Here is a 12,491-nt window from a genome sequence, read left to right as displayed (position 1 = left end):
CCACCTTGTGTGGCAGCCATTGCTTCAATTAGAAGAGAACTTGGTAGAAAGTGGGCCTTCGGCGTAGTTCTTTGGCAGTGTTTCATTGCTTGGTGTGCTGCATTGATTGTACGTCTTGTTGCTATGATGATTTAGATAACTTTTATAAATGATTAAAAAGGGTTCCTAGACCTTATCTTATAAAATCTTCTAGAGATAAGAGTATGGTCTAGAAACCCTTTATATATAATCTCGCAATCTTGATATCTAATTATCCATACATATCATATTACACTCCTGTTATCTTTTCTTTATTAAGCTCATATTTACATTATTCTTTTTACTATATCATTGTTAAAAATCTCCTTGATATGTTCCAATAACCATGCGTCAAGAATATAGTTACAGTTGAAATATTTACATTTATATATCTAAATATTATCGATTATTTTCAAAAGCAATGAAGAAAATTAAATTCTACTTAATAACATGTGAAATTAATAATATTAACTTCAGCACCCACCATATATAGAATAATATGGTATTAAATTGAGAATAAATGAAAATGTCATGGAATAAAGGTTTGTCGGATAACCTTGTTAAAATATCCAGAATCATAGTGTTTTTATCAAAAATATGTCGTTCAAAAGTATCCTAGAATTAGGAGCAAAATAGAAATTGAAAAAGAATATAAATTACAGAGAATGCATTCTCAAATAACTAGTTATAAAGGAGAGTTGATAAGAAGAAAAAAAAAGATAATAGCTTCGTTACTATTCACTACAGCACTATTAGGTACTTTGACACAAGGTGCTTATGCCTATGGAGGCGGTACAACATTAAAAGGAGTTTATTGTTCAGCAGCATTAACTAAATCAGGTAATACTTTTAGTGCTGGAACATATGCAAATCATGCAATGGATGAGTTATATGTATACCTAGACGGGCAAGGTGAATGGTGGGCAAGTTCTTCCACTAAAAAAATACAGGAAATGTAACAGTTTCATTATATAATTCTGCAAAAAATGTATGGTCAGATCATAGGATAAAAGATTCCTATTTTGGAAGTTGGGATCAGCATTATGGATACAAGGACGGAAGTTTCTACACTAGGTAAAGGGTTATAAAAAAACAGGTCAAAAGTGGTTAAAGCCATTTTTGACTTGTTTTTACATAAAATATTTTAACCAGTGGAGGAAAAGTGGGATGAAAACGCACTTAAAACGAAGAAATATAACATTCTATTTGTTAACAATTCTTATAGGTGCAAGCTTAGGAAAATTACTTAATGTAATCATTAATAAATCTGTAAGTGAGACGGTAAAAACTAAACCTGCACTGCAAACCAATAAAGATGTGGATTTTTATCAATTGATGATATTAAAGGTATGTCAGGAATTGGTTTTCTTTTGAGTAGGTATCCCGATAAAATTGAAAATAACAACTATGTTAATATAAAGGAAAATGGTGACACAAATTACTATCTACATATAATTAACAATACAAAAAAACAAATTAAGAATGTTTATGTTTCGACATATTTAAACTATAAACAAATTAAATGTATAGAGGATGATAATATATCAATCAAAGAAGGATTTACAATTCAGCCTCTATCACATAAAGTTATAAAAATTAGCCTAAATGTTAAGGATGTGCCAAAGGGAAGACAAAAATTACTCATATCAATTTCATCATATAATATTGAAGATATTAGAAATTCATGTAATTTACAGACAAATCTATTATTCGATATAATAAATTATTCACATGAAACTATAGATAATGAGGTAATATATTATAAGGATTTTGTAACTATGGATTTAGATATAAGAAATGGTATATACATAAACAAATCAATAGTTGGAAACCGATTAAATGAGTCGGCTATAATAAAAGGTCATGTTGGAGAAAAAAAGGTTTTACCAGTAATTATAGCTGGTAACGATTCAGACAGTGATTATTGCATTTTCTTTAGCATAAACAATAACCAAATAAATGTAAATAATGATATGAGCAGATTATTTCTAAAAGTGAATAAAGAGACAAGCATCATGGGTTATTTAGAGTTTAATTTGCCTAACAGACCAGGAACCTATAGTCTTGATGGAACTTTAGTAACTAACCCTTTATCAAAGTTAGACCAAAAAACAACGGCTAGTAAATCAAATGTAGTAACTTTATTAGTGGAGGAGTAGTAGAGTAATATGTTAAAATTTCTGTTAAAGAGGATAAAGCACAATTTATTAGCCTATCTGCTTATTTTGATAGGTTATGTGTTTTCAATTTTAATTATATCTATAGGAACGAGTCTTTGTCAAAATAGTATGACTTTATCCTTGGATTATACCCATGGAAAAATAAATCATCAAAAGGAAATCGAAGTTTCTAGAATAGATAACAAAAATATAGATTACAGTAAACTGGCAGAATTGGTCTGTAAATATAGCAGCAATTTAAACATAGACATACTTGGTATAACAGATACTTGGGATTATGATGATATAAAAAACGCGGAAGTTATAATTAATCCTGTAGTATATCAAGAAGATCCAGAATGGCTACCAACCATATCACAAGGGAGATTTCTTACAGCTGTTGAAAGTCAGTCCAATGAGAAGGTTACAGTTATTGGCGATGCTATAGCTTTCCGTCTGTTCCCTAAAGGTATAAACGAAAATTCATACATAAATCTTGGTAATGAAAAGTTTAAGGTGATTGGCGTAGCAGGTACTATTGAAAAAGGTGAAGATTATTTATCTACAGTATATTTACCGATAAAAACACTGCCTTCAAAATATAAGGAAGGACTCGAGAAGCTAAATATTAGAATTATGAAAAATTCCGACTCACCTGATGTTGAGCTGAAAGAAATGATGAATGAACTTTCCCATAGTAAAATAGCAGAGGCCAGTGAGGTTGATATAAGTTATTCATTAAATGAACTTTACATAACCTATAGGGTAAGTATATTTGCAGGTATAATAGTACTGTTTATTGCAATTTCAAATATTGTGAGTTTTACGAGTTATTTGATGTTTAAAAGGCGCCGAGAATTTGCCATTAGCAGAATATTAGGAGCCTCTGACAGGCAGATCGGTCTTAGCTTATTTGGGGAACTTCTCTGTATATCAATTATATCCTCTTTTGTTGTATTTCTTCTGCATATGCTTTTGAATCCAATAATTCATCAAAAGTTTGACGAGATAGTGGTTATTAAATATTTTATCATTGACTATGTAAACTTAATTACAGTATTTCTTTTATCCTTGATTGTCACTGTCTTGATTTCCATTATTAATTATAGAAAAGTTATTAAAATGGATTTAAATCAAGAGATAAAGATAGAGTAGGAGGAGCTTATGTGGAATTTAAAAATGATTTATATGTCTATAAGTAAGCAAGGAACAAAAATTAAACTTCTTACAGTTCAGTTATTTTTTATTTTTCTGGCTTTTAATGTTGCTTTTATACTTACTAGTAAAACTTCTGAGGTTAAAAAAGGTATAGAATCCTTAATAAATACCGATACAGGTATGAAAATTGCCATTGTGCAAAGCACAATGGAGCCAGAAGAAGCGGAAGAAAAGCTGCAAGAGGTCTTTAATAAAATTAAAAACAATCCTAATGTCGATAAACTTAGCACCTATTCAGTAGAAACTGTTAACCTAAATCAATTTATTAAAGATACAGAGTTAAATAAAAAGATAAATACTTACCTTATAGATGCAGATACAATTGATTTTTATAATTTTAGTATTGAAGAAGGAAATAATATCAACTTTGACAATATAAGCAATGATAAAATTCCAGTATTAGTGGGTTCAGCTTTATCAAAGGATTTGCCTCTGAACACATCTTTTACTACAAAGGAGTTAGTAAACAACCATTGGGTTAGCAGAAATTATATTGTGACAGGCATCCTAAGTGATAAACAAAAATTTTGGAGCAACTACATTGGCGGCCTAAATACTATTTCGGATATGAAGCATTCAATAATAATACCAATTTGGAATGATACTTCTGAAATAGATTTTAATGATAAAATAGAGATGCTAACCAGAAATATCAATTTAGAATGTAAAGATAAAGAAGCTCAACAAAGGTTGATTGAAGATTTAAGTGATATGAAAACGGAAGATTATGAAGTAAAATTCATAACTATGGATAAATTTATTAAGCAAATTAAAGATAACAACAAGCTGTGAATTGAAATAATATCTGCATTTGCATTTATCTTACTGATACTGGCGGTAGTAGGATTAGTAGGCATAATTTTGAGTTATTTAGAATTAAGGAAGAGGGAATTTGGAATTAGATTTGCTATGGGCTCGGATAAAAGTTCATTATTAAAGCTTGTAGTTGGTGAGATATTAATAGTATTTCTCTTTTCTGACTTACTAGCATTAATGGTCATCTTTATAATCCAATTACTACCTCTCAACATAAATCTACCTAACATGAGCTTTATGTCTATTTCTCTTAGCATCCTTTTAGCTGCCTTACTCACAATTTTAACATCTATTGTACCAATAAGAATGATTTTAAGTACAAAACCAGTAGAATTAATAAGTGGGAACAAGTGATGACTATAATTAGTTTAAAGGATATTTACAAAATTTATGGTGATAAAGATAATAAATGTGTTGCATTAAACGGAATCAGTATTGATATTAATCAAGGTGACTTTCTGTCAATTATGGGGCCATCCGGTTCGTGAAAAAGTACTTTATTAAATTTACTAGGCTGTATAGATCAGCCTACTAAGGGAACCTACTTATTGGAGGATAAAGATATACAAACTCTGAATTCTTATAAGCTTGCAGAAATAAGGAATAAACAGATTGGCTTCATATTTCAAAACTTCGCCTTATTTAGTGAATACACTGCCTTGGAAAATGTTGAAATTCCTTTATACTATAGGAATAACTTAGATAAAGGTAGTAGGTTGAAAGGGAAAGAAATAAGAGAACGGGCCCTTAAGTACTTGGAGAAATTACAAATATTGGAACATAAAGATAAAAAACCTTCCCAATTATCCGGCGGCCAGCAGCAGCGAGTAGCTATTGCCAGAGCCTTAGTAACAGAACCTAATATAATTTTGGCAGATGAACCCACCGGAGCTTTAGATCAGAAGACTGGTACGGAAATAATGAACATTTTAGAAGAAATAACCAAAGAGGAAAAAACCGTTATAATATTTACACACGACGAAAAAGTAGCTAGAAGATGCAAGAGACACATATATATTGAGGATGGAAGGCTGCTGGGATAGGTAGCTCAGTTTTATATTTTAAAAAATGCAACCTTAAAAAAGCTACTTTACAGTAGCTTTTTTAAATAATAGATATTAGTATTTGCTTACCTTTTAAAGATCATAATTTGCCATACGATCTACAGCAATTTTCTCCCACTTTGTACCAACTTTCCCGTAATTACAATAAGGATCTATAGAAATACCTCCCCTTGGAGTAAACTTCCCCTTTACTTCTATATATTTTGGATCTAATAGTTTAATCAAATCCTTCATAATCACATTTACACAATTCTCATGGAAATCACCATGATTTCTAAAGCTAAATAGATAAAGTTTTAAGGATTTACTTTCAACCAATTTTTTATCTGGTACATAAGCGATAGTAATTGTTGCAAAATCCGGTTGACCAGTAATTGGGCAAATAGAAGTAAATTCTGGGCAATTAAATTTTACAAAATAATCATACTCAGGATGTCTATTATCAAAGGCCTCTAATACCTCTGGATTATAATCCAATACATATTTTGTTTCTTTTTGTCCTAGTAAAGTTATTCCAGCTATCTTTTCACTCATAAATTTCTTGCCTCCTATATAGTTAAATCTTTTATTCCATTAATTTCAAAGGCTTTAGCTCTGTCAATGCAAGTTCCACAAACTCCACAGGGTTTCTCTCCTCCCTCATAACAGCTCCATGTCATTTGGAAAGGTACCTTTAGCTCTAAACCTTTTTTTACAATCTCTGCTTTTGTTAAAGAAATAAAGGGAGCTTCTATACGTAACTGCTTTCCACTTCCTTCATATATCGCTTCATTCATAGCATTATAAAAGGAAGTACTGCAATCTGGATATGCATTACCAGCTGCATCATCTCTATGAGCTCCGTAATAAATTACACTGCAGCCTTTTGATAGTGCAATGCTAGCAGCACTAGATAAAAACAAACCATTTCTAAAGGGTACATAAGTTGATACTGGACTTCCATTGGTTTCTTTAAGCTGATTAAAATAATCCCCTTTAGGAATTTCCTCTTTTGATTGCTGCAAAAGGCAACATTCGCTATGTTCAAAAATTTTAGCTAGATCCAAACTAATATGCTCCACTTCATAATACTCTACAATTTTTTTAGAAGCCTCCAACTCTTTTACATGTTTTTGGCCATAAAAAATAGACAGTGCAATTACATTTTCTTTTCCATATTTATCAATTGCCAAAGCAAGGCAGGTGGTACTATCTACTCCACCGCTAAATAAAACCAGTGCTTTCATATTTATAATCACCCTTTCGATTTTAGTTTAATATTCAAACCTTGAGATTAGTTGATTAAAATCATTCTTAATAGCTTAGACTGTCTATTTTAAACTCATTCTTAAGCTAGTATCACTTTTAAAACGGCCACGTAAAGTAAGAGTCTCTGTTTTTGCAGCAGTCTTCTTAATGCCTCTTGCCGTCATACAACTATGGTATCCTTCTATTAAAACAGCCACATCTTCTGAGCCGGTAACTTCTTGCATAATTTCTGCTATATCAGATCCAATCCTTTCTTGTAGCTGTAATCGCTTCGACACCATGTCCACAATTCTAGCAATTTTACTAAGACCTATTACCTTACCCTTTGGAATATATGCCACCGACACCTTCAAGTCATACATAAGAGCTAAATGATGCTCGCAATAACTAAAGACTTCAATATCCTTTACTACAACTAAATCTTGATTTTCCTCTGCAAATTCCAACTCTTCTTCAAAGGTTTTGTTAAACATTTGAGCAATTTCATGGTTGCTGTAATTCATACCTTCAAATACTTCTTCACACATACGGGCTACTCGCTTAGGTGTATCCTTTAGCCCTTCACGATCTGGATCATCTCCCAGCGCTATAATAATGCCTTTTATATGTTCCTGAATTGCTTCTGTATCTATAGCCATTTCCCTCCCCCTTTCTTATAGGTATCTTTTCTTCTAAACTCCTCTTCTATCAGGTCCCCATATTATTTTGTGCATTTGCAATTGCATGGCTACATTGTTCATTCGATGCTTAATTAAGTAATCAGCAATTTCATCTAATTTGATCTTTCCATAAACCGGACTAATAAGTACATGACATTTACTTGTCAAATCATAGTCATAAATAACTTCCCTAGCACGATTTAAATCTTCCCTACTCCCTACCACAAACTTAACCGTGTCTTTTTGACTAAGGATTTCAAAATTTGAAACTAACATTTTATCTTCCATCAAGCTACCGGGAAGCTTATAGTCCATAGTAAAGGATGGAGAGTTAGGGATGATAGCAAAAGGACTTAAATCTATACTTCCATTGGTTTCAATCTCAACATGTAAACATGTATCTAATGAAAGCAGATGAAGAAGCTCCGCTATATTTGGTACAAGTAATGGTTCTCCACCAGTTAAGGTCACGTTTTTTATACCAGTGCCTTTAATATACTCATAGATTTCCTCTTCTGTCATAAAATCATATGTTGTATCTTTCTCATTGGCCCAGCTTGTATCACAGAATGAACAGGATAGATTACAGCCATGGAACCTAATAAATACTGCAGGTTGTCCTACTAATATACCTTCTCCATTAAGGCTTATAAATTTTTCTACCACTTTATAATGTGCCACTATATTCCTCCCTTTTATCTAGATTCACAATTATATTTCCTTGTAAGAATTTATTTCTCATATGAAGCACAATTATTGGGTGTTTCATAAACGGTAGCAGATTTTACTTCATATCCTTTAAGTTTCATTCTGTCAAAGAAGTATTTTGCCAAATTCTCTGCCGTTGGTCTAAAATCTAGCACCACCATTTTAAATCCTTCATTTTCCAAAGCCTGAACCGTTTCCGCTTTCAATGTATCTTTCTCAATAATTAGCATGTGATCAAAATAGTCTACTTCTTCTCTTAAGTCTTTCTTTAACTGACCAAAATCCACAACCATGCCACTTTCTTGCTTACTGTCTTGTAGCGTTAGGCTCTTTATTTCAATTACAACCCGCCATCTATGTCCATGTATATTACTGCATTTTCCTTCATAACCAGATAAGAAATGTGCTGCATCAAAACTCTGTTCCGTTTTTAAAATGTACATGTATAACAATCCTTTCTAAAAATAATAAAAAGCCATTAGCAAGTGTAACTATTTCTCTGTTTGCACACTTGTCCAACGGCTTTAAGTCTTTTTTAAAAAAGCTTTTGCTTGTTTACTAAACGTAAAAAATAGGCATAAAACTATGCCTATTTTGCAATCATATATTGATAAAAAACTATAATTATATATCAATATATATTCAAAATGCAGCCCTAGTTTTGTTTAGAGACAGGATGGTGCAAACGAACTGTCTTTATAAAGTTTTAGTAAATTATATCATTTATGCCTTCATTGAGTCAAGTTTGATAAAGAAGTAAAATTTACATCTTTTATGTACATGATTACTCAATTGGTGCATCAAACTTACTTAATTTTTTCAGCAATATCTCTTCTTCTGTAGGTTCACTACTGTTTGCTTCAATCTTTGTCCTTATGTCAAGCATTTGGAAGTCTATGTCTGCTATAGTATCGGCACACTCTTTCAATTGATTGGCGATTTCTTTTTCATTTGTTACCTGCTGCTTATATTTAAGTTGATGCTCCAAGCTTGCCCATGTATCCATAGCTATAGTCCTTATTTGTACTTCTACTTTCAATTCTTTCTTTTGTTCAGCAAAAAATACAGGAACGCTGACTATCAAATGCAAGCTACGATAACCATTTGGCTTTGGATGGGCTATGTAATCCTTTTTCTTTATAAGCTTAATATCATCCTGCTGTATCAAAGCTTTTGCAATACTATATATATCATCTACATAGGAGCAAATCACTCGAACTCCAGCCACATCATTAATATACTCTTCAATATTATCAAGTGTAAAAGGTATATTTTTTCTACTCATTTTCTCAATAATACTAGCAGTGGATTTTAACCGTGTATTAATAAAATTAATAGGATTCCTTTGATAGCGAATATTAAACTCTGTATTTAAAACTTCGAATTTCGTCTTGATTTCCTTTATTGCACATTTATACATCATCATTAATTCTTTGAACTCAACCATTAAACTCAATATTTCTTTGGACTGATCCCACATGGTATTAACTATTGGGTTGTCCATCGATATTACCTCTGTTGATAAGTCATAAATTTCAGAATCAGATGTATCTGAAAACAGACTTGCAAAATAATCCTTTGAATTTAAAGATATTTCCTTCATAATTCATTACATTCTCCTTTATTTATACATATATTTTTAAAAGGCGCAAATAGCAAATTTAAAGCATAGCATAAGTCAAAAAATATTATATTGATAAAATATAAACCGAATATAAACTATGCACCTTTTTACAGTAAATATTACTCATATATGTAGGACTAATTAATAATATAGCCTATTCCTAGTTGCTGCATCATTAATCTCATTGGACTTCTTTAACGCAGAAAATGCTTTTTCAAAATCCTTAGCCTCTGAATAGATTTCACTTAATGCACTATAAGCCTCAGATAACGTCTTTGATATGCCTACTACCTGAAGCTTTTTGATACCTTCCTCCACCGCCTGGAGCGCTTCATCATACCTTCCAAGTTTGCTCAAGGATAATCCTTCATAGATTCTGTATTTCCAGAAGGAAAGATAATCGTATTTGAAAAGTGCATATTTAGGGAAAATAATATGCTGAATAGTCTCCAAAGCCTCTTCATACCTTTCCAACAAATAATAGGTTACAACTAACTGTGAATAAATAATAGGCATGGTTATCTCATATAATCCAATGGCTTTATTAAGGTGCTCTAAAGCTTTTTCCGGTTCTCCTTCCTGATTACACTTTAGAGCTATAACACTCTCCACACTGGCTTGAATCTTTTTATTGTCTGTAAAAGTAGCAAATAGTAAAGCTTTCTCTATGTATTTATCAAAGTTCTCAAGTTGATTCATAAACAAACCAGATATAGCTAAATTTTTATACAACTCATCGGAACGATAATATATTCCCGTACGCTTGGAAATATTTATGGCCCTTTTTGTTACTTCAACACTCTCTTCTAACTGATCAAGTCCAGCATGAAAAAGAGATTTTAGATACAGTGATTCTATCTCGAAAGAATAATCCTTACTTATAGACTTTTCATAAATGTCTTGTGATTCATCTAGTATTCTTAGACAGGCTTCATAATCAAACTTTGTCCATGGTTCCCCAATTAAAAGCTGATAAGTTTTAGCCGCTTCAATAAATAAATATTGTTTTTTATAGATTTCAACCGCTAATTGAAGCTTCTCTTTTCCTTCTCTAACCTCATTTATGTCCATGAGGCATTCTCCATATTTGGATAAAAAATCTGCATAATGCTTACTGTTTTTATCCATGTTGTAATTTTTTTCTATATCATTAAGAATAGTCAAAGCTTCCTGAACCCTACCTTCAGCTTCCTTATCAGAGGCCTTTCTTAATTTTTCTTGAATTTCTTCATAAAACTGATTTTTCTCTTCCGTATCATTTTCTAAGAAATAGGATACTGGCTTTCCAAGTCTTGCCGCCAGGTACTGGAGGTTCTTCATGGAAGGCATGGCGCTATTGTTCTCAATCTGGCTTAGCATACTTTTCGTCATTTCATTCCCTGCTAATTCTGATTGAGTCATATTTAATTCTTTTCTTAACAGTTTTATTTTATCACCTAATTTTTGCGTCATTGGATAACCCTCCCTATTTATATAGTATTATTATAGTTCAAATTAATTAAACTTTCAACCCAAGCATCTGAAGATAAAAGTTTATTATAATTAAATTTTTCTATTGACAAAAGAAGCATAAACCCATAAACTGTATATATAAGTTAAATTTAATTAAACTTATTTAAAGGAGGAGAAATCATATGGAATGTTATACTTCTACCGAAATAGCTAGCAAAGAAACTATATTAGACCAAACAATAGAAACAAAAGAGAAGTTAAATTTAACTTTATTTTCAGCTGGGAAAACAGTATCCTATTTAGCTACTTATATTTACTCCTATGCAGTATCCTTATACATCTTAAAAGTCACAGGGTCAGGATCTAGCTTTGCTCTTAGCATTCTGGTAGGAACCTTACCAAGAGTAATTTTTAGTCCCATAGCAGGGTCTTTATCAGATCGTGTCAGTAAAAGGAAAATGATTGTTGGTTTAGATTTTTTAAGTGGAATGGTTCTCATCTTTCTTTTTAGTATTAGCCTTCTCTTTGGTTTTAAATTATCATTTATATATGCGGCAAACTTTATACTTGCAGTAATCAGTACCTTTTTTAACACTTGTTTTTCTACTGCCATTCCTAATCTGGTTACTGATAAAAAGCTTGTAACTATTAATTCCTATAATAAGGCAATTGATTCTGGCTGCCAGATACTTGGTCCAATCCTTGGCGGAGTATTTTTCGGTTTTATATCTATAAAGCTAATTATCTTAGTGAATGGAATATCCTTTATTCTATCTGCCATTTCTGAACTCTTTATAGATTTCAACCTGAACAGCAGCCAAAAAGATAAAAGTGTATCTAGTAGTATAAGTTTAAAAACTCTTGTTTCTGACTTTAAGGAAGTATACCAGTGTATTAAATCAATAAAATTTCTATTGTTGATAATTCCTGTTTCAATGACTTTTAATCTCTTAATTAGCTCAATTTTTTCAGTAGTTTTCCCATTTTTACTTAATAATACAATAGGAATGTCTTCTACTCAATATGGTTTTATTGAGGGCACATTTTCTGTAGGAATGTTATTTTCAGCCATATTAATCGGAAAGCTTCCTGAGAAGGAAAAGAAACGAAAAAGTTTAACCATAAGCTTTATAGGAATGGGATTATCAATGATATGTATGGGCATTCCTGCCCTATCAATATTTCGAAGTCTGAACATTTATATATCCTTTGTTATATATATGGTAACATCCTTGCTATTTTCATTCTTTCTTGTTATGGGTGATTTACCCTTAACCATTGTTATGCAAAGAGCCATACCAAAACATCTGCTTGGCAGGGTTATGGGAGTTCAATATATGCTCTCCTCCAGCCTTGCGCCCCTTGGCATTATTGGTGCTGGAATTATAGTAGATATTATACCTGCCTATGTCTTATATTTCCTATCTGGTGCTTATCTTTTAATCATAGCATTTATAGTCTATAAGCATAAGGCAATGAAGGATGTATAAATCAATTTAATCAACGCCATATCCAATTTCCCCCA

14 protein-coding genes and 1 pseudogene are annotated in these 12,491 nt (G+C 31.7%); 8 read left to right on the top strand and 7 right to left on the bottom strand.

Translation table 11 applies throughout. The annotated features are described in order from the left end of the window. The first annotated feature begins 716 nt into the window (after window positions 1–716). From N3C_RS11590 to N3C_RS11560, 7 genes and pseudogenes are all read left to right on the top strand, one after another. Window positions 717–977, top strand: coding sequence for a hypothetical protein (locus N3C_RS11590; protein WP_074366191.1), 261 nt, complete (start codon window positions 717–719; stop codon window positions 975–977). A gap of 208 nt (window positions 978–1,185) precedes the next feature. Beyond that, window positions 1,186–1,392 (top strand): hypothetical protein, encoded by a 207-nt coding sequence (locus tag N3C_RS11585; RefSeq protein ID WP_074366190.1) that lies wholly within the window; start codon window positions 1,186–1,188, stop codon window positions 1,390–1,392. After that, window positions 1,389–2,177 (top strand): hypothetical protein, encoded by a 789-nt coding sequence (locus N3C_RS11580; protein ID WP_074366189.1) that lies wholly within the window; start codon window positions 1,389–1,391, stop codon window positions 2,175–2,177. Before N3C_RS11585 ends, N3C_RS11580 begins: the two co-directional genes overlap by 4 nt. 9 nt (window positions 2,178–2,186) lie before the next feature. Beyond that, window positions 2,187–3,332: an ABC transporter permease gene (locus N3C_RS11575; protein ID WP_074366188.1), complete on the top strand. Its 1,146-nt coding sequence runs from the start codon at window positions 2,187–2,189 to the stop codon at window positions 3,330–3,332. 9 nt (window positions 3,333–3,341) lie between these two features. After that, complete coding sequence (locus tag N3C_RS11570) at window positions 3,342–4,187, top strand: ABC transporter permease (RefSeq protein ID WP_074366187.1); 846 nt, start codon at window positions 3,342–3,344, stop codon at window positions 4,185–4,187. Continuing rightward, window positions 4,188–4,565, top strand: coding sequence for an FtsX-like permease family protein (locus N3C_RS11565; RefSeq protein ID WP_083604536.1), 378 nt, complete (start codon window positions 4,188–4,190; stop codon window positions 4,563–4,565). Between the two features lie 146 nt (window positions 4,566–4,711). Beyond that, a pseudogene (locus tag N3C_RS11560) lies at window positions 4,712–5,254 on the top strand (ABC transporter ATP-binding protein); the annotation flags it as partial. Between the two features lie 93 nt (window positions 5,255–5,347). Here N3C_RS11560 and queF read toward each other — a convergent pair. From queF to N3C_RS11525, 7 genes are all read right to left on the bottom strand, one after another. After that, window positions 5,348–5,809, bottom strand: coding sequence for a preQ(1) synthase (queF, locus tag N3C_RS11555; protein ID WP_074366185.1), 462 nt, complete (start codon window positions 5,807–5,809; stop codon window positions 5,348–5,350). A gap of 14 nt (window positions 5,810–5,823) precedes the next feature. After that, window positions 5,824–6,501 carry a 7-cyano-7-deazaguanine synthase QueC gene (gene queC / locus N3C_RS11550; RefSeq protein ID WP_074366184.1) on the bottom strand — a complete coding sequence of 226 codons (678 nt, stop codon included), beginning with the start codon at window positions 6,499–6,501 and terminating at the stop codon, window positions 5,824–5,826. A gap of 84 nt (window positions 6,502–6,585) precedes the next feature. Then, complete coding sequence (gene folE, locus N3C_RS11545; protein WP_074366183.1) at window positions 6,586–7,161, bottom strand: GTP cyclohydrolase I FolE; 576 nt, start codon at window positions 7,159–7,161, stop codon at window positions 6,586–6,588. Window positions 7,162–7,194: 33 nt separating this feature from the next. After that, window positions 7,195–7,863, bottom strand: coding sequence for a putative 7-carboxy-7-deazaguanine synthase QueE (gene queE, locus N3C_RS11540; protein ID WP_074366182.1), 669 nt, complete (start codon window positions 7,861–7,863; stop codon window positions 7,195–7,197). Between the two features lie 50 nt (window positions 7,864–7,913). Further along, on the bottom strand, window positions 7,914–8,333 hold the full coding sequence (gene queD, locus N3C_RS11535) for a 6-carboxytetrahydropterin synthase QueD (protein WP_074366181.1): 420 nt from the start codon (window positions 8,331–8,333) through the stop codon (window positions 7,914–7,916). A gap of 341 nt (window positions 8,334–8,674) precedes the next feature. After that, window positions 8,675–9,493, bottom strand: coding sequence for a GTP pyrophosphokinase (locus N3C_RS11530; RefSeq protein WP_074366180.1), 819 nt, complete (start codon window positions 9,491–9,493; stop codon window positions 8,675–8,677). Window positions 9,494–9,655: 162 nt separating this feature from the next. Beyond that, complete coding sequence (locus N3C_RS11525) at window positions 9,656–10,966, bottom strand: helix-turn-helix domain-containing protein (RefSeq protein ID WP_074366179.1); 1,311 nt, start codon at window positions 10,964–10,966, stop codon at window positions 9,656–9,658. 182 nt (window positions 10,967–11,148) lie between these two features. On the opposite strand from N3C_RS11525, the gene N3C_RS11520 reads away from it, so the two are divergent. Beyond that, complete coding sequence (locus tag N3C_RS11520; RefSeq protein ID WP_074366178.1) at window positions 11,149–12,456, top strand: MFS transporter; 1,308 nt, start codon at window positions 11,149–11,151, stop codon at window positions 12,454–12,456. Window positions 12,457–12,491: the final 35 nt, after the last annotated feature.

Source organism: Clostridium sp. N3C (assembly GCF_900095445.1).
Classification (GTDB): domain Bacteria; phylum Bacillota; class Clostridia; order Clostridiales; family Clostridiaceae; genus Clostridium_AU.
The sequence above is the reverse complement of the archived record's forward strand: the minus strand, read 5'-3'. Positions and strand labels throughout refer to the sequence as shown.